The organism is Nitrosospira briensis (genome assembly GCF_900115125.1).
Classification (GTDB): Bacteria; Pseudomonadota; Gammaproteobacteria; order Burkholderiales; family Nitrosomonadaceae; genus Nitrosospira; species Nitrosospira briensis_A.
The window spans coordinates 362,089-379,292 of sequence record NZ_FOVJ01000002.1 but is presented as its reverse complement, the minus strand read 5'-3'; the positions used below and the strand labels follow the sequence as shown (position 1 = coordinate 379,292).

15 protein-coding genes are annotated in these 17,204 nt (G+C 54.1%); 6 read left to right on the top strand and 9 right to left on the bottom strand.

All coding sequences use genetic code 11. The features are described 5' to 3' along the window. Position 1: 1 nt before the first annotated feature. On the top strand, positions 2-973 hold the full coding sequence (locus tag BMZ14_RS15425) for a hypothetical protein (protein ID WP_256208456.1): 972 nt from the start codon (positions 2-4) through the stop codon (positions 971-973). 75 nt (positions 974-1,048) lie between these two features. On the opposite strand, the gene BMZ14_RS07075 is transcribed toward BMZ14_RS15425, so the two are convergent. From BMZ14_RS07075 to BMZ14_RS07055, 5 genes are read right to left on the bottom strand one after another with little or no spacing between them, the layout of a single operon-like run. Next, positions 1,049-1,690 carry an HAD family hydrolase gene (locus BMZ14_RS07075; protein ID WP_074796146.1) on the bottom strand — a complete coding sequence of 214 codons (642 nt, stop codon included), beginning with the start codon at positions 1,688-1,690 and terminating at the stop codon, positions 1,049-1,051. Further along, on the bottom strand, positions 1,687-2,616 hold the full coding sequence (locus BMZ14_RS07070; protein WP_074796144.1) for an NAD-dependent epimerase/dehydratase family protein: 930 nt from the start codon (positions 2,614-2,616) through the stop codon (positions 1,687-1,689). Before BMZ14_RS07070 ends, BMZ14_RS07075 begins: the two co-directional genes overlap by 4 nt. Positions 2,617-2,623: 7 nt before the next feature. Further along, positions 2,624-3,562, bottom strand: coding sequence for a phosphoglycerate dehydrogenase (locus tag BMZ14_RS07065; RefSeq protein WP_074796142.1), 939 nt, complete (start codon positions 3,560-3,562; stop codon positions 2,624-2,626). Next, positions 3,559-4,320, bottom strand: coding sequence for an HpcH/HpaI aldolase family protein (locus BMZ14_RS07060; protein WP_074796140.1), 762 nt, complete (start codon positions 4,318-4,320; stop codon positions 3,559-3,561). Before BMZ14_RS07060 ends, BMZ14_RS07065 begins: the two co-directional genes overlap by 4 nt. A 49-nt stretch (positions 4,321-4,369) precedes the next feature. Continuing rightward, entirely contained in the window at positions 4,370-5,128 is a 759-nt protein-coding gene (locus BMZ14_RS07055; RefSeq protein WP_074796138.1) for a 3-deoxy-manno-octulosonate cytidylyltransferase, read from the bottom strand. 307 nt (positions 5,129-5,435) lie between these two features. Here BMZ14_RS07055 and BMZ14_RS07045 point away from each other — a divergent pair, with 307 nt between their 5' ends. Next, positions 5,436-6,755: a hypothetical protein gene (locus BMZ14_RS07045; RefSeq protein ID WP_074796134.1), complete on the top strand. Its 1,320-nt coding sequence runs from the start codon at positions 5,436-5,438 to the stop codon at positions 6,753-6,755. Between the two features lie 45 nt (positions 6,756-6,800). Then, positions 6,801-7,838, top strand: a complete 1,038-nt coding sequence (locus BMZ14_RS07040) for a glycosyltransferase family 2 protein (protein WP_074796132.1) — start codon at positions 6,801-6,803, stop codon at positions 7,836-7,838. 208 nt (positions 7,839-8,046) lie between these two features. Here BMZ14_RS07040 and corA read toward each other — a convergent pair whose 3' ends face one another. The 4 genes from corA to rpiA form a co-directional block, all read right to left on the bottom strand. Then, on the bottom strand, positions 8,047-9,060 hold the full coding sequence (corA, locus tag BMZ14_RS07035; protein WP_256208455.1) for a magnesium/cobalt transporter CorA: 1,014 nt from the start codon (positions 9,058-9,060) through the stop codon (positions 8,047-8,049). 72 nt (positions 9,061-9,132) lie between these two features. Next, positions 9,133-10,689 carry an exopolyphosphatase gene (gene ppx, locus BMZ14_RS07030; RefSeq protein WP_074796128.1) on the bottom strand — a complete coding sequence of 519 codons (1,557 nt, stop codon included), beginning with the start codon at positions 10,687-10,689 and terminating at the stop codon, positions 9,133-9,135. A gap of 36 nt (positions 10,690-10,725) precedes the next feature. Continuing rightward, positions 10,726-11,433 carry a phosphate signaling complex protein PhoU gene (gene phoU, locus BMZ14_RS07025; protein WP_074796126.1) on the bottom strand — a complete coding sequence of 236 codons (708 nt, stop codon included), beginning with the start codon at positions 11,431-11,433 and terminating at the stop codon, positions 10,726-10,728. An 81-nt stretch (positions 11,434-11,514) separates the two neighbouring features. Then, the gene (gene rpiA / locus BMZ14_RS07020) at positions 11,515-12,174 is read right to left on the bottom strand and encodes a ribose-5-phosphate isomerase RpiA (RefSeq protein WP_177186927.1); all 660 of its coding nucleotides are present in this window, start codon (positions 12,172-12,174) and stop codon (positions 11,515-11,517) included. 142 nt (positions 12,175-12,316) lie between these two features. Between rpiA and ilvA the strand changes: the two genes are divergently transcribed. The 3 genes from ilvA to BMZ14_RS07005 all read left to right on the top strand — a co-directional run bounded on the left by ilvA (position 12,317) and on the right by BMZ14_RS07005 (position 17,158). After that, complete coding sequence (ilvA, locus tag BMZ14_RS07015) at positions 12,317-13,828, top strand: threonine ammonia-lyase, biosynthetic (protein ID WP_074796124.1); 1,512 nt, start codon at positions 12,317-12,319, stop codon at positions 13,826-13,828. A 111-nt stretch (positions 13,829-13,939) separates the two neighbouring features. Continuing rightward, positions 13,940-15,265 carry a porin gene (locus BMZ14_RS07010; protein ID WP_074796122.1) on the top strand — a complete coding sequence of 442 codons (1,326 nt, stop codon included), beginning with the start codon at positions 13,940-13,942 and terminating at the stop codon, positions 15,263-15,265. A gap of 552 nt (positions 15,266-15,817) precedes the next feature. Further along, a complete protein-coding gene (locus BMZ14_RS07005) occupies positions 15,818-17,158 on the top strand; it encodes a porin (protein ID WP_074796120.1) in 1,341 nt (446 codons plus the stop codon). The last annotated feature ends 46 nt before the right edge of the window (positions 17,159-17,204 follow it).

The window sequence follows — 17,204 nt, the reverse complement described above, 5'->3', positions numbered from 1 at the left end:
CATGGCGGATCGCACATCAACAGATGATCGACAACTCCCGGATGGTCTGGTGTCGGAGATGGCCGGCCTGAGTTCATTGGCTGTATCAGCGGATTTTTTCATCCTCGTTGAAGCATTGAAGTTACGCTTCGGCTCCTCGCTTGAAGCCGTTCTTCTTTACGGTTCCTGCTTGCGCTCCCCGGAAATTGGGGACGGGGTCGTGGATTTTTATGCTGTGGTGAACAACTACCGGAGTGCATACCCGGAGCGCTATCTGGGTTACCTTAATGCCTGGTTGCCTCCGAACGTCTTTTATTTAGAGGCATCGCAGCAGGAAAAAAAGTTTCGCGCCAAATATGCGGTGGTTTCGGTGGCGGATTTCGAACAAGGGACCGGGCATTGGTTTCACCCCTATCTATGGGCGCGCTTCGCTCAACCCACGCGATTGTTATATGCTCGCGATGAGGTTATCCGCAAGCGCATATGCCGTGCGCTGGCACAAGCGGTGATAACGTTTCTCAAGTCCACTCTGCCGACGCTGAACGCCCCCATGGTAGATGCCGAGACGATCTGGACCAACGGTTTGACGCAAACTTATGCGGCCGAATTGCGGCCTGAGCGGGCGGGACGGGCGCGTCAGCTTGCCCAGTTCAATCCAGATGAGTATGTGCGATTAACCCGGCAGGCCGCGCCAGCGCTGGAGGCGGAACTGGAGGTACTGGCGGATGGAAATTACCGCTGCCTGATTAGTGCAGCAGATCATCGGCGTTCTCTGAGGCATTGGCGGTTACGCCGCTGGCAGGGAAAAGTCCTGTCCGTGCTGCGGCTGACAAAGGCCGCATTTACCTTTCACGACAGCATCAATTACGCCGCCTGGAAAATCGAGCGTCATACCGGAGTTCGCGTTGAAGTCACTCCCTTGTTGCGGCGACACCCGGTGCTGTGGGGTTTCAAAGTCTCCTGGCAGTTATTGCGGCGCGGGCTGATGCGGTGATCGCCTTGCGTCGGGATGCGGTGACACGCGGGCCGAATTGCCGTGTTGATCTGACTGATACACCGGTTGGCCTGCTCAGGTGAGCAATGGGCTCAGATCGGGTAGAACGTCCACATGCGCCGGAAAGGGATTTTCATCCCCCGGCCGCACACGCCCCAGAAATGAAACGTTATTAACGCGCGCACTTTGATAATCTATCAGAGCATCGCCTATCATCAGCACCCGCTCGGCCAAGAGGGAGTGCGATGCGAGAATATCGGCTATCAACTTCTGCTTAGGGGTGGGAGAGCCGCGCACCGCGGTAAAATAGGAGGCGAGACCGCGCCGGATGACGATGTTATTCAGCTCAGTTTCCGGCGTGCCCGATGCGACAAATAAAGGTATTCTTTCGGCCTCTTTACGAATCAGTTCGGCGGCGCCCGGCACTGCCTCGCTTGCAATCACTGCCTCGACCACCAGTTCCGAAAAACGCCGGTCGAGCTGTTGCTCTTCCTCCGGCGTGAGCGGGGGTTTCTCCAGAAGCGTTTCCTGAAAATAACGGAATTTCTGATAGCGCGACATGCCGCCGTTCAAGGTGTGGTACTGCACTACCGCGGCCATCACTGTTTCGCCGTACCCTTGATAGAGATTGGCAAATGCTTGCGTCTTGATTTCACCGGATTCAACCACCACTCCGTCAAAATCGAAAATGATGGCCTGCCATGCTACTCGCTTCATGCTTTATTGTCAGACGCCAAGGGCGTCGCCTCATCATCTTTACCGGAGTGATGCATGCTTTTGTGTATATCCCGGAGACAGTCCAGCAGGCCCTGGCCCAGATCGACATGCTCGTTGAGCACCAGCTTGTGGCCGATGCGGGGCTGGAACGCGTAAGGTGTCACTTCATAGTGATGCCCCGCCCGTGCCTCGTCAAAATGCAGATTGATTTTCCAAGGCATGATTTCCGAAATCATCGTCATGACATCCCTGATCCGCAGCCGCTCCTGCCCGGTCAAAAGCAGATGGCGGTTTGCAAACTCCGGAGCAAGCACCTGTACGCTCATGCGTGCCGCGTCCTCCACATGGATGTACTCGCGAATCGCCTCGCCAGTACCGTGATAAGTAATCGAATGCCGCTCCACAGCTTCATGCAGCATCCGGTAGATACCATTGCGCGTGTCGGCGCGCCGCCCATATAACGACCCATAGCGCAAGATACTGTAGTCCAGCCCGTAACGTTCATTATAGGTTTCGATGAAGCGTTCCGCCGCTTGCTTGCTGGCCCGGTAAAAAGAACCCGACTCGGAGTAGACGTAAATGGTGCTGGCAAAAACAAAGCGGCGTGCCCCAGCGAGGCGGGCTGCTTCCAGCGCGTGCATATTGCCGAGCACGTTGATTGTTGCAGTAGCCAACGGCTTGTCGTGGGCTTCATCAATATCCGCGATGGCGGCAAAATTATAGACTACGGCGGCGCCTTTGGCCGCTTCCGTCACTTGGGCAAGGTCCATGATATCGCCGATGATCATTTCCTGGTCGCCTCGCTGGTAGCGCGAGGGGCAACGATCAAACAGGCGCACCCGGTAGCCCGCCGCGGACAGTGCGTCCGCCACGTGACTGCCAAGAAAGCCACTGGCGCCATAGACAATAGCGATTTCGTTCGACATTCCCTGTTTATCCGTTTTCGATAACGCCGGCTTCGGTCAGGCCTCGCAGCAGATTCTCCGCGGCTTCAACCTCCATGCGGTAGCGCGATTCTCTGGCAAGGGAGCCGACGTGTGAGGTGAGAATCGCGTTTTCGCATTCCACGAGAGGGCCTTGGTACGGTTCCTGCTCGAAGACATCGAGAGCGGCTGCACTCAGCTGCCCGGATTTCAAAGCTTCCGCCAGCGCGGCCTCATCTATAAGACCGCCCCGCGCTGTGTTTATCACGACAGCGCCGCGCTTCATCTGTGCCAAAGCTTCCTTATTCACCAGATGATGTGTGTCGCGGTCATACGTCAGATGCAGGGTGACGATGTCTGCCTCCGCCAGAAGCTTTTTCAAGGGTACCAATTCTACCCCTTCCGGCGAGCGCTGCACGTATGAATCGTGCGCCACCACTTCGGCGCCGAATGCCTGGCACAGGCGCGCAACACGTCCGCCAACTCTTCCCAGGCCCACGATGCCCACTCGCTGTGCGGCAAGCAACCGTCCTTGCGTTCGTGGCCATTGTCCCGCGCGGACCAGCCTGTCAGTCTCGCATATCTTTCTGGAAATCGTCAATATCAAGGCCAGGGTAAGCTCGGCCACTGCCTGGGCGGGTGCTTCCGGCGTATTTAAAACAGTAATACCATGGCGCTCCGCAGCGGCAAGATCTACGCTATCCAGGCCGCTCCCGCAGCGGGATATCACTTTCAAGCTGCTGGCGGAAGCGAAAACGCGTTCCGTGAGCGGTTCTATGCCCGCGATCATCCCGACCGTATCCTTCCCCAGCAGCGCGATGACTTCATCTTCTGTAAGCTTGCGTCCGTAACTGTTGGCCGTTATACGCATACCCTTTTTTAGCAGATGCTGGATAGGCGGATTGTTGTCCACATCGAACGACGAGGTGGAAATGATGAATTTGTTCATAGACCTTCCCTTATATTTTGCATGTGACTCCGGCATAGCGTGTCGAGGATGCGGATGTCCAGGCCGTAGCCAAGAAAATTGAAGCCGGCCTGGATGTTTCGACGCAACTGATCGGGATCGGGTTCCACTACATGAATCCCCCCCGGCTTGCCGAGGCGGCGTCCAGCTTCCAGTACGCGAGCTATGGCCGTCTGCACTTCCGGGTAATCGAGTTCGCCAGGACGTCCCATGGAACCGGACAGGTCGTAGGGACCTATGATATAGGCGTCAATTCCGGGTACGGAAAGAATGGAGTCGATGGCGTTGACAGCATCGATATGCTCGATCATGGCTACAATGATCGCATTATCATCCAGCCAGAGCCGGTATTGTTTAAATCGTGCACCATAACCCTGTGCTCGGGCGAGACCCACTCCCCGCGCGCCCCGGGGTGGATAGTAGACTGCCTGGACGGCAGCCTCGGCATCGGCCGAGGTTTTGATCATCGGCACCATTACGCCCGTTGCGCCGGCGTCCATGACACGCTTGATCTGGTCGGGATGGTTCGACGTCAGCCGCACGATTGCCGGACATCCTTGCCCGTCCAGTGCCTGGATCAGTATTTGAACCTCGCTCAGTTCCAGCACGCTGTGCTCGGTATCCAGCACGAGCCAGTCAAACCCGGCCGCCGCCATGATCTCGGCGATGGCCGGATGCCCCAGCGTGATCCACGACCCGATGGTTAACGCATTCCGCGCAAGTTTCGATTTTAATTGCATGAGTACTTCCTTTAGAAGACTTCCTGAAGGTGTCCGGGAAAGGCCGGGCTCAGTATGAGGTGAGCAAGGGATCGGCTTTCATCAGCCTGGCGACTCGCTCCAGATCGGCCGGCGTGTCGACCGCCTGGGTGTTGAACTCGGTTCTCACCATCTTCACCCGGTAACCGTGCTCCAGTAATCGCAGCATGTCAACGGATTCCAGTTTTTCCAGGGGCGTAGAGGGCAGGCGGGCGAATTCAAATAATGTTTCGCGGCGGAAGGGGATAATACATACCTGCTTGTAGGCAAACGCGTGCGGAAAGTTCGGGCGAGAGGAAGCCGGGGCAGTCGGTATCGGCTGTCGCGACATGTACAGGGCGTCGCCCCGCTGATTCATCACAACCTTGATTGTGTTGAAGTCGTGAAGGTCGGCCGGGTTGTCAATGCCTCGCACCAGATTTACACAGCCCAATTGCGGGTCGTGCCGGAACGGTTCGACCGCCGCGTCAATCATATCCGGATGTGTCATGGGTTCGTCGCCTTGTACCATGACGATAAGTTCAGCTTCGATCTTGACCGCCGCCTCGGCAACGCGATCGCTCGCCCTTTCGTGGGTGTCTGCTGTCATAATGACGGGAGCCCCGAATTCTTGCGCCACTCTGCGGATTTCCTCGTCGCAGGTGGCAATGTAAGTCGCATGGAGCACGTTGCTCAGCGCCACGCGCTTGTAAACGTGTTCCAGCATTGTCCGGCCCAACAGTTTTGCAACCGGTTTTCCGGGGAAACGGGACGAACCCATCCGCGCCGGTATTACAGCAATTGTTTTCATTGGTTGTTCATGTTCCTTGGCGTTTATCAGCTTTTGCCGGTAGCGGGACTTGGGTTGTGATAACGGGAATTCCCGTATCGGCTTTATCGTTACTATGCCGCAGGAGAGAGAGGAATGCCCTCATGAACCCGAAGCAGCTTTCTATTTTAACAGACTGCCGCAAAGTTAAAGCGGCGGCTGTGCTAGTAAACGGGTATTCGCCAGTGTACAATTACGCGCTTTTTCCCCACCAGAAACACGATGGGATCCTCTATCAAATGATGGGTATACCGCTTGTTGCCGACATGCGAAGGATGAGAATGCGGGGATGAAAGCGCTTTTTTTCCTCCGTCATTATAACGACATAGATCATATTACACCGGTAATCTACAAGTGGATCAATTCCGGGCATACCTGCGATGTTGTGCTCATAGGAAACTCGCGGTTTCGTAACGACTACCGGATCAACTTTCTGAAGGGGCTCGATGATGTGCGAATGGCATACATCGCGGATGTGCTTCCACCTGTCGAGCTTGCCAGATGGTTTTTTCAAACACTGATATTGATCCGTAGCTTGCGCCGTCCCTTCATCGGTCCGGTCATGGACGCGTTGGCAAAGAGGTACGATGCCAAGCGGCGTGAACCGGTCTGGCATAGTACCGCCAAACGCTTATTGACGCGAAGTTTTGGACCCCATGACCAAGGGGTAGTGGTATTTGACTGGATAGAAAGAAATTCATCGATCTGCGTGGAATGGGTCAAGGTGATGCTATCAACCGCTCGCGACATGGGTCTCGGTACGGTATCGCTGCCGCACGGCGATAGCCCTCATGCCAGTCAGCTGATCCGGCGCCGGGAATTGCGCCTGGAACCCGACACGACGTTCGCCAACGCCGGGATTTTTGAAAGGGTTGTGGTGCCGAACGAGCTATGCTCGGTGCGCTTTCGTCCATTCATGGATAACAGGAAGCTTGCCGTATTGGGCTCGCCGCGCTACTGCGACGAATGGCTTGCGAAACTGGCCCAACTGATGCCGCCTTCGCCTTTGAGCCGTTCTGACAGCAAGCTCAAAGTGGCAATATTTTTGAGAAAGAGCAATTTTTCCACGTTTTGGGAAGAAGTGGGCGAGGTGGTGCGCATTGTCACCAGCTTTCCCGGGGTGGAACTGATGATCAAGCCGCATACCCGCGGAGGCTGGCAGCAATCCCTGACCAGGGATCTTTCCCTGCGGCGCTTGCCCAACCTGAGCGTGGCCGGGGGAGACGTTCATTCGATCTATCTCATGAATTGGTCAGATGTCGTCATCGATCTCGCGACTTCGGTTGTGTTTGAAGCGGTCAAAACAAGGAAGCCGGTATTGGCGGCGGACTATCTGCATGCGGGACGTTCCGCACTGGCTGAATTCATGCCTGAGACAGAACTGCGGTGCCGGGATGATGTTTATAAAAACATTGAAAGATTTCTTTCCCACGGCTGCGATTCGTTTTATATAGAAGAACATCGTCAACGTTTTTTGAAGGAAATGATTGATGTAGGGGACCCAGACGTACTCCCGCGTTATGTGTCGCTGCTGGAGGCGCAGGTACGGCAAAAGGCCGGCACCAAAGCCCATCCGCATGACGATGCCGCCAATCTTGCTTTCGCATGATTGGATGGCTCCGCCAGTAGTTTTGCCAGGAGGACACTGAGCCGTATGCGGGCCACGCCGTCCATCGATGTGGTAATCCCGGTCTACAATGCGCCCGCGCTAACCCGCCGCTGCATTGATTCCGTCATTACTTTCCTCGGCGAATCAATAGGAAACCTTTACGTACAGGATGATGCCTCCGGTGCTGAGACCCGCGAGATGCTTGACCAGTTGCCGTACAAGCGCGTTCACGTATTTCACGCGCAAACCAATCGGGGCTTCGGCGCCTCCGTGAATGAGGCAATCGAGCGGTCTGATGCATTCTGCGTGCTGGTACTCAATTCGGATACCACGGTAAACCAGAATTTCCTGCCGCTGCTTTGTGCAGCGCTGGCGGCTGACCCTCAACTCGCAGTGGTCATACCTGGCGGCAACGACTATGCCAGGCACGATATGGACCAATACCTGCGGCGGCCCGGCGGTTACATTGCTACCTACCGCCTTCAGGGTCACGCGTTTCTTGTCCGGCGGGAGGTTTTTCAGGAAGCAGGCGGCTTTGATCCTGCGTATGGCCGAGGCTATTATGAAGATATAGACCTTGGCCGCAGGCTCGACCAACGCGGTTTCCGGCTCGGCGTACATCCTGATGCCTGCATACAACACAAGGGTGGCGGATCGTTCGGGCGCGGCCGGTCTTTCAGGCAGTTGGTCAGGGGCAACCGCAATCTTTACTTTTCACGCTATCCAGACGCTCGGCGTAACATCCTGCTTCTCTCGGACAATTTTCCTCTGGCGCATTTTCCCGCACCCCTTATTGATGCGCTCGAGGAAGTATTTCGCAAGGGAGGCTACGTGCATTGGTTATCACCAGAGCCCGCACGGCAGCTTCTTTGCCTGCAAATGCGCTGCTATGCGATGAGTATTGGGACCATTATGATGCTCCTGGTGCGTAGCTGGCGGGAGGATAAGCGTATCACCGAGGTATGGATGCTGCCGGATGTTTCACGACTGGTACGCGCAGTGATTGTTTCCTGGGCCCGTATTCAGAGCGTCAAAGTACTGTCATGGGAAAGCAAGACAGGAAATTCTCCTGAAAGCGTCTAGATATACGTTTACGCTGTATTTCCCCGCTCATCCCTGGCCGGCGGGCGCAGGGGTTAAAGCAGTTCAATAAGAAAATTCAAGTTTTGGTCACTTTCAGAACCGGGTAACGAGGATGTCACGATGCCGGAGATCGGAAAGCAGCAGGAGAATTTCGACAGGAGAGACTGAAGCGGGGCAAGTATTCGAGTTCTAGAACGTTTGAAATTCTTCATAACCATTTTTTCCAGCGGAATAGCAGCAACATACCCGCACTGATTACTGTCATCGCACCTAGCACCACGAAAAACCCCAAGTCCCACTCAAGCCCAGGCAAATATTTGAAGTTCATGCCAAAGATGCCGGTAATCAAGGTCAGCGGCATGAATATGGTGGTAATGACGGTAAGCACTTTCATGACCGTGCTGGTGCGAAAGCTCACGCTTGATATATAAATATCAAGCATGCCTGCTGTCAGGTCGCGCAGGGACTCGATCGACTCGATTATATGTATGGTGTGATCGTAGACGTCCCGCAGATAGAGGAGCGTATTGCGACTGAACAGTGGCGAATCCCCTCGCTGCAGGGAACTGATGACTTCGCGCAATGGCCATAGCGCCCTGCGTAAAAAAACGCCTTCACGCTTGAGGCGGTGAATGGATTGCAGTGTGCTTGGTTGCGGGCGGGCTATCAATTCCGTTTCCAGCGCCTCGGTTTTTTCGTCGAGGCGCTCAAGAATGACGAAGTAGCTGTCGACGATGGCGTCGATCAGACTATACATCAGAAAATCCGCGCCCGACTTCGCGATTTGACCTTTACCTGAACGCAGCCGATCGCGCACCGAATGGAGCTGGATTCCATCTGTTTCAAGAAACGACAGCACGAAATTCTTTCCCAGCACCAGGCTGATCTGTTCCGAGTATATTCTCTGTTCTGCGCCCGCGGTCTCGTAGCCGAAGGTTTTCAGCACCACGTAAAGATAATCACCGTAGTCTTCCAGCTTTGCGCGTTGCTCTGTATTGAATATATCCTCCAGCACGAGAGGATGAAGGTTGAAGCAAGCGCCAATTTGCTCTATCGAGTTGATATCGCCCAAGCCGTGAAGGTTGACCCATTTGATACCCCGGGCAAGCTTGATCTTTTCGCTCAATCCCGCGGCGGTTACTTCGGATTCTCGTACTCCATTTGCATCATAATCCAGCAGGGTAATGCGGGAAGCACCTCCTTTCTTTGTGCCGATATGCACCAATGTTCCTGGTGGCAATCCTGCTTTTGTAGATCTCTTTCTAGAGTGTGACGCCATTGCCTCGCTGTCCGATCATGTGCCGGTCGTACTTCTGGCGGATTTACCCGTACTGAGCCCCTTCTTTTCCTCCAGCTTCTTTATCTGGAATTTGAAGCCGAGAGCGGCCCATTGCTCGATCTCCGCAGACAGGGCAGTATCGGTCAGGGGATTGCTTTCCAGCCATCCCTGTTCAATGTGCAGCTCCAGTTCCTTATCGTCCAGACTGATTTCCATCCCCATTCGTGGCATCATGATGTCGCTGCGGCTGCGGTGGAACAATGTCGCCAGACGAAGGGCGCCCAGCAGGGCGAAATCGAGCGGGAAGGCGATGAGTTCCCGCGCCTTGCCGGCCGTACCTCTATGCAGGAGCATCAGCGAACTCAAGCGTTCTTGTTCTCTTCTGGAAAAACCGGGCATATCGGCATTACCCAGGATATATGCCGAGTGCTTGTGATAGCCGGAATGTGCGATTGAAATACCCACTTCATGCAGCCGGGCCGCCCATGAGAGGGTTTGCAGCAATTCTTCCGCTTGCTCGGGAAAATCTTCCAGCAATTGCTCTCCCAGCAAAAGGGCCAGCGATTCCACCCGGTTCGCCTGAGCGGAATCCACCCGGTAGCGTTGCATGAACCGTCTCACCGTTACTTCACGCATATCGTGCTTATGGAAGCGTCCGAGCAAATCATAAAGCACACCCTGGCGCAACGCTCCCATAGCTTGGGACAGGCGGTGGATTCCCAGTTCGGAAAATGCAGCCGACATGATGGCAAAGCCTCCTGGAATGACTGCTGCCCTGTCGGCGCGCAGTCCCGCAAGTTCCAATTTTCTGGTATCGCCAACCTTGAGCAGATGGTCGCGAAAATTTTCCAGCCCTTCCTGGGTGATTTCGCCCTCGCTGCCCGCAGTAGTAAAGTTGTTCAGCTTGATAATATCTCCCAGTGCCCGCGCGGTACCGGATGACCCGAATGCGTCCTGCCAGTGGATACTGGAGAATTCCGTTGCGATAGCCTGTATTTCGCCACGCGCGGAGAGTTCCGCCCGCTTCATGGCTCCCTTGGTAATCTTGCCATCCGGGAAAAAATTCAGACTGTAGCTGACACAGCCCATATAGAGGCTTTCCAGTTTGACCGGTTTCAAACGATTCCCAATGATGAATTCGGTAGAGCCGCCTCCGATGTCCATCACAAGGCGGGCATTCGCAGAGGCTGGAAGGCCATGGGCTACGCCCAGATAAATAAGCCGTGCTTCCTCGCGCCCTGCAATAATTTCAATCGGAAACCCAATGGCAGCCTCGGCTTTTTTGAGAAATACCGACGCGTTCCTCGCTACTCTAAGCGTATTCGTGCCGACCGCGCGCACTGCATGCGGAGGAAACCCCCTTAGACGCTCACCAAAACGTTTCAGACAATCCAGCGCACGCGCCTGGGAATCCTCATCTAATCGCTTGTCGGCTGTAAGGCCTGCCGCGAGCCGTACCATTTCCCGTAAACTGTCCAGTGGATAAAGCTGTTTGCCTTCCACCCGTGCCACCTGTAGACGAAAGCTGTTGGAGCCGAGGTCGACTGCCGCAAGAGTGGAGTATTCGATCATGACTTCCGTTTAAGGATACCGAAGGTTGCCGGCCGGCTAGTCCCTTACTTCACGCTCGATCTCTTCAACGGTTACATGACGCACATCCCTGCCCTTGACCATGTATACCACGTATTCCGACATATTCTTGGCGTGATCGCCAATGCGTTCGACGGCTTTTGCTATAAACAGGATTTCCAGGGCGGTCGAAATTTTACGTGGATCTTCCATCATGAAGGTGATCAGCTGGCGCATGATGGAACGGAACTCCTCATCCACCTTTTCGTCCTCGCGCACGACCTGGGCCGCGGCCGTAAGGTCGAGGCGGGCAAATGCATCCAGCGACTTGTGAAGCATTTCCAGCGCGATGTGAGCAACATGTCTGATTTCGACGAAACGCGGCATATGCATGCGGTCGGTTTGATAGATCAGCTTGGCCATGCGGGCAATTTTCTCTGCTTCATCACCGATGCGCTCCAGATCCGTGATGGTTTTGATTACCGTCATTATCATACGTAAATCACCGGCAGCCGGCTGTCTGCGAGCGATGATCTGGCTGCAGATCTCGTCTATCGACACCTCCATTGCATTGACGCGGTGATCGTCGGCGATAATGTTTTCTATCAAGCTCTCGTTGCCGGTTGTCAGCGCCTCAATCGCCTTCTCGATCTGCTCTTCCACAAATCCGCCCATATGCAATACGCGCGTGCGTACGGCCTCGAGATCGGCGTCAAACTGCTTGGAGATATGTTCGCTGCTTGCCATTGCACACCTGCTGATAGCTTGGAAGTTAAGAATGACCGGGAATCGTACCGGCCGACTGTGACATTTTTATTGCTGCTGATATCAGACAACAATTGTCCGGACACCGTCATCACTGCTCAATAGCAATACATCGGCTCCTCGCTTTGCAAATAAACCGTTGGTCACGACGCCGGTGATCTGATTGATTGTTGCCTCCAGTTCAACCGGGTTCAGGATTTGCATGTTATGGACATCCAGGATCATGTTGCCATTGTCAGTGATGAATCCATGGCGCAGGCTGGGTTGCCCGCCCAACCGGGTTATCTCGCGTGCCACATAACTCCGGGCCATGGGAATAACCTCCACGGGTAGTGGAAACTTGCCGAGTATATTGACAAGCTTGCTTTTGTCGGCAATACAAATGAATTTTTTTGCCACCGCCGCGACAATTTTCTCTCGAGTCAGTGCGCCGCCGCCGCCTTTTATCATGTGCAGGTACTCGGTGATTTCGTCTGTGCCATCCACGTATACCGGGAGTTCGTCGACACCATTCAGGTCCATCACTTCAATGTCATGGCTGCGAAGCCGGTGCGCCGTTGCCTCCGAGCTCGCCACCGCTCCCCGGATTTTATGCTTGATCCGGGCCAGCTCGTCTATGAAGTAATTCGCGGTGGAACCGGTACCCACGCCGACTATGCAATCGAAGGGGACATGCTGGATAGCGGCTTGGGCGACCGCGCGTTTTTGCTCGTCTTGCGTCATGATGTTATTTTTGTGGGTAAAAGAGTATCGATTATTTATGAGGATAATACTATCCGCCAATTTTAACAATGAAGCTGGGCATTTAGAGTTTTCCCGCATGCTAAAATGCTGAATTCCTGATATCGCCCCAGCGCCGGTTTCGATGAAAAACAGTTACCTCGAAAGAATTCTCACCGCTCGGGTTTATGATGTAGCGGTAGAAAGCCAGCTGGAGCTTGCGCCGAATTTATCCGAGCGCATAAACAATCAGCTATTGCTGAAGCGCGAAGATATGCAGGAGGTTTTTTCCTTCAAGTTGCGTGGAGCCTACAACAAGATGGTCAAGCTGTCTCCTGCCGTACTCAAGCGCGGCGTGGTGACGGCTTCCGCGGGTAACCATGCGCAGGGTGTAGCGCTTGCGGCGCAACGGTTGAATTGCCGCGCCACCATCGTGATGCCGGTCACCACGCCGCAAATCAAGCTGCAGGCGGTCGAGGCTCGGGGCGCGAGCGTTATATCCCATGGAGATTCCTATGACGAGGCCTATGCTCATGCGTTGAAATTCGCGGCCGACGAGGACGCGACATTCGTGCATCCATACGATGATCCCGATGTCATCGCAGGACAGGGTACGATCGGCATGGAAATCCTTCGTCAGCATACTGGCGTTATCCATGCCATATTCGCCCCGGTAGGCGGCGGCGGGCTCATATCCGGCGTGGCTGCCTACGTAAAGAAGCTTTATCCCGAAATCAGGATTATCGGAGTCGAACCGGTTGATGCGGATTCCATGTATCAGTCATTAAGACAAAAGCGCCGCGTCAAGCTTGCGCAGGTCGGATCGTTTGCGGATGGCGTGGCGGTAAAGCAGGTCGGAAGAGAAACCTTCCGACTGTGCCGGGAACTGGTGGACGAAATCATACTGGTGGATACCGACGCCATCTGTGCCGCAATCAAGGATGTGTTCGAGGATACCCGCGCCATCCTGGAGCCATCCGGCGCGCTGTCCGTGGCAGGCGCGAAGGCGTATGCCAGACGAGAGAGGATACGCGGTAAAAACCTGGTCGCAATCTGCTCCGGCGCCAATATGAATTTCGACCGGCTGCGTCATGTGTCTGAACGGGCGGAGCTCGGCGAGCAGCGGGAAGCGGTGATGGCGGTAACGATCCCGGAAGAGCCGGGCAGTTTCAAGAAATTTTGCTCCATGTTGGGCGCAAAAAGCATCACCGAATTCAACTACCGCTACGCGGATCCGAAAGAGGCGCATGTGTTTGTCGCCGTCTCCGTGCGTAACCGCGGCGAAGCAGCAAAACTTATCGAAAGCCTGGAGAGAAGCGGCTTGCGCACGGAGGATTTGAGTGACAATGAAATGGCGAAGCTGCATATACGGCATCTCGTAGGGGGGCGCGCACGCGATATTAAAAACGAGCTTCTCTATCGTTTCGAGTTTCCTGACCGACCGGGCGCACTCATGAAATTCCTGAACAGCATGAGCCATCACTGGAATATCAGCCTGTTCCACTACCGCAATCATGGCGCCGACTATGGCCGCGTGCTGGTGGGCCTGGAAGTTCCACTTGAAGAGAAAGTTGAGTTCAAAAGGTTTCTCAGCCAGCTCGACAACCGCTACTGGGATGAAAGCGAGAATCCGGCCTATAAATTGTTCCTGGGGTAGACGCGTTCTTGTTCTCGCTGAATACGGCGAGTCTCCCGAAGCCGAACACTGATCCGGTTGTATGGTACGGCTTCAAATCCTTATGTCTGGGGAACTAAGGAAACAAAAAAAATGAAATGCATTTCACAATGCAAACTCCATATTCTGTTAGCGGCGGCCTGCCTGCTGTCAACAGCCATGAACTCAAGCGATGTTTGTGCTACCAACATAATAGACCGGTTCAGGGATAGCGGCGTGAGGATCGGAGGGTGGATAAATGGCGGAGCAACCTATAACCCGAGCAATCCGGCCAACGGATATAACGGCTCCGTTACGTTCGCCGATCGTGCTAACCGGTTTCAACTGAATCAATTCAACATATATATCCAGCGCACAGTGGTAACGGAAGGCAAGGCGTTCGACCTGGGCGGGCGCTTCGATTTCATGTTTGGCACTGACTCTATTTATACCCAGGCTTTCGGCGTACCTCCCTTTGATGTGAATTCCGGCCAGCCGCTGGACAGGGGGAACTGGGATCTCGATTTATGCTGCTCTTCGACCCGTACCTACGGTATTGCGCTTCCGCAGGCTTATTTGGAAGCCTATTTGCCGGTAGGAAACGGTCTCAACGTCAAGGTGGGCCATTTTTACTCTCCGACCGGTTACGAAACAGTCCCGGCGCCCGACAATTTTTTCTACACGCATGCCTATACCTTCAACAATGGCGAGCCGTTTACCCATACAGGATTCGTTGGTAACTATACGGTCAACGCAAACTGGTCTGTCATGGGTGGCGCAATTACCGGCAGCGCTACCGGGGGATGGGATGGAGGTTTTGACAAACAGTTGAGTAACTGGGGCGGCCTGGGCGGCATTACGTGGGCAAGTGATGACAGGAGAACTTCAGTCAATATCACGGGCACGTACAGCGAAATCTCCACGCGAAGCAATAGGCCCTGGGGCATGTACAATGTCGTACTGCAGCATAGAGTCACCCCTAAAACGCATCTGGTTCTGCATCACGTCCATGGCTATGCAGGTGGTGTTTTGCTGAATGGCGCGCCCAGGAATGCGGAATGGTATGGCATCAACACGCATTTGTATTACGATCTTCTGAATGACCTGTCCATCGGGATTCGTGGGGAATGGTTTCGCGACAGGGACGGTTTCAGAGTCTACTCGCCATTCCGGGTCGTTGCCGCTACCGATAACACCGGACACAGTTTTGCGGGGGCCTTTGCACCCGTCAGTGCACCCGCGGATTATTACGCAGTTACCGTGGGCATGAACTGGAAGCCGGCGAAAAGGCTGAAGATGGACTGGAAGCTAATGCAAAAGCTGAACATTCGCCCCAATATTCGTTATGACAGAGCGGATGGCATCGATCAATCACACCGTCCCTTCGATAATCGGAAAGACCAAATCCTGTTCTCCCTCGACGCAACGATCCCTTTCTGATCGTGTGATTCCAACCAGGAGTCATGAATCAGGCAGGTTCAAGAAAGAGCGGAAGAATACGGTTCGCTATCCGCCTTGCCTCAAGAACTACGGGCGCGAGACGGTCATGACGGCGCCAGTAGCAGAAAACAGGATTTAGCCGGCGTGTTCGCCCACCGGCAATTCCTTTTTACTCCGCTAATTCTTCCTTGTGTTCCGCTCCCTGGGGCGGCCCCTGCCATCCTGGCCCGCGTGTTTTCCTCACGCACCTCTTCTATGTAAATAGAATGAAGGTTTCAATCATAGATGGAGTAATATTTGATTTACAACACTTGTCAAGATAATTGGTCATAGGTGGTTTTTTGTTGAGATTAACCGCAGGTGAATCTCATGGTTGGGGCGCGTGCGAAGCCGGGCGGCTTTAGGGTACTAGGGGATGGCTTACACCTCTTCGAATAAAATTTAGTTTTCACAAATTTCTCACAAAAAAATCACAATTAATTCATATATCACATGTTACGTTTTGGGGAAATAACAATTCTAATTGTAGTGTTTTATTCAGGGGAATAGCTTATGCCGTGCTCGCCCATCCGGGGAAGCCAGATAGTATTTGCTTCCGCGCTTAGCCTGTTTGCAACCATTCTCAGCTCATCCAATGCTCATGCGAATGCCGCGATGGATTGGTTTAAGGATAGCGGGATAAGAATAGGCGGCTGGATCAATGGGGGGGCGACTTTTAATCCAGGTCAGGCAAGCGGGTTCAATGGTCCGGTGACTTTTGCGGACCGTTCGAACCGATTTCAACTGAATCAGTTCAATATATATATACAACGGCCCGTGGTCGCGGAAGGCAGCGCCTGGGATTTTGGCGGCCGTTTTGACTTCATGTTTGGCACCGATGCCATTTTTACCCAGGCTTATGGTGTTCCCTCATTCGATGTGAATACCGGCCAGCCACTACAGAGAAGCAATTGGGATCTTGATATATGCTGTGCTTCAACCCGATACTACGGGATAGCCTTTCCCCAGGCGTACGCGGAGGCTTATGTGCCGGTCGGTAACGGCTTGAATGTCAAACTCGGCCATTTTTATACGCCAATCGGTTATGAATCGGTTCCGGCCCCGGATAATTTCTTTTATACGCACGCCTACACAATGCAGTACGGGGAGCCTTTTACACATACGGGTGCCTTGGGTAACTACAACGTTAATGGGAACTGGTCGATTATGGGCGGGGTTATTACCGGGAGTGCAACCGGCGGCTGGGATGGGGGATTCGATAAGCAGTTGGGTAACTGGGGAGGGATAGGCGGTATTACCTGGACCAGCGACGACATGGGCAGTTCGGCCAATATCAGCGGCACCTATAGCGAGACGTCGACAAGAAGCAACGAACCGTGGGGAATGTACAGCATTGTGCTGAAGCACAGGTTCACGCCCAAGACGCATTTTGTTTTCCAGCATGACCACGGCTACGCGGGAGGGGTTTTATTGAACGGGGTGAACAAGAATGCCGAGTGGTATGGCATTAATACGCATTTGTACTACGATCTTACGTCCGACCTATCGATCGGTGTCCGTGGTGAGTGGTTCCGTGATAGGGACGGTTTCCGCGTATTTTCGCCCGGCCGGGTGGCAGCCGCCACAAACAATCGGGGATTGAGTTACGCGCTGGGTCGCGGCGAGCTCGGCAATAGCACGAGCGTACCTGCCGATTATTATGCCGTGACCGTGGGTATGAACTGGAAAGCGGCTAAAACATTGAAGCTAGACTGGAAGCCGATACAACAGTTTAATGTTCGGCCGAACGTACGGTATGACAACGTGGACGCGCTGCATGGAGCAAGTTATCGTCCCTTCGGGGGAAAGAAAGACCAGGTGGTGTTATCCCTCGATTTCACGGTTCCATTTTGATCATGCGTTTTTATCGTGATTTGTCTGTTTAACAGTAGCGTCTCCC

What these genes read in the sequence shown, in the direction of transcription:
- BMZ14_RS15425 (WP_256208456.1), top strand. Translation starts at nt 2, where the DNA reads ATGGCGGATCGCACATCAACAGATGATCGACAACTCCCGGATGGTCTG.
- phoU (WP_074796126.1), bottom strand. Translation starts at nt 11,433, where the DNA reads ATGGCAAGCAGCGAACATATCTCCAAGCAGTTTGACGCCGATCTCGAG.
- BMZ14_RS07075 (WP_074796146.1), bottom strand. Translation starts at nt 1,690, where the DNA reads ATGAAGCGAGTAGCATGGCAGGCCATCATTTTCGATTTTGACGGAGTG.
- BMZ14_RS07060 (WP_074796140.1), bottom strand. Translation starts at nt 4,320, where the DNA reads ATGCAATTAAAATCGAAACTTGCGCGGAATGCGTTAACCATCGGGTCG.
- BMZ14_RS07005 (WP_074796120.1), top strand. Translation starts at nt 15,818, where the DNA reads ATGCCGTGCTCGCCCATCCGGGGAAGCCAGATAGTATTTGCTTCCGCG.
- BMZ14_RS07055 (WP_074796138.1), bottom strand. Translation starts at nt 5,128, where the DNA reads ATGAAAACAATTGCTGTAATACCGGCGCGGATGGGTTCGTCCCGTTTC.
- BMZ14_RS07045 (WP_074796134.1), top strand. Translation starts at nt 5,436, where the DNA reads ATGAAAGCGCTTTTTTTCCTCCGTCATTATAACGACATAGATCATATT.
- BMZ14_RS07040 (WP_074796132.1), top strand. Translation starts at nt 6,801, where the DNA reads ATGCGGGCCACGCCGTCCATCGATGTGGTAATCCCGGTCTACAATGCG.
- BMZ14_RS07065 (WP_074796142.1), bottom strand. Translation starts at nt 3,562, where the DNA reads ATGAACAAATTCATCATTTCCACCTCGTCGTTCGATGTGGACAACAAT.
- ilvA (WP_074796124.1), top strand. Translation starts at nt 12,317, where the DNA reads ATGAAAAACAGTTACCTCGAAAGAATTCTCACCGCTCGGGTTTATGAT.
- rpiA (WP_177186927.1), bottom strand. Translation starts at nt 12,174, where the DNA reads ATGACGCAAGACGAGCAAAAACGCGCGGTCGCCCAAGCCGCTATCCAG.
- BMZ14_RS07070 (WP_074796144.1), bottom strand. Translation starts at nt 2,616, where the DNA reads ATGTCGAACGAAATCGCTATTGTCTATGGCGCCAGTGGCTTTCTTGGC.
- BMZ14_RS07010 (WP_074796122.1), top strand. Translation starts at nt 13,940, where the DNA reads ATGAAATGCATTTCACAATGCAAACTCCATATTCTGTTAGCGGCGGCC.
- ppx (WP_074796128.1), bottom strand. Translation starts at nt 10,689, where the DNA reads ATGATCGAATACTCCACTCTTGCGGCAGTCGACCTCGGCTCCAACAGC.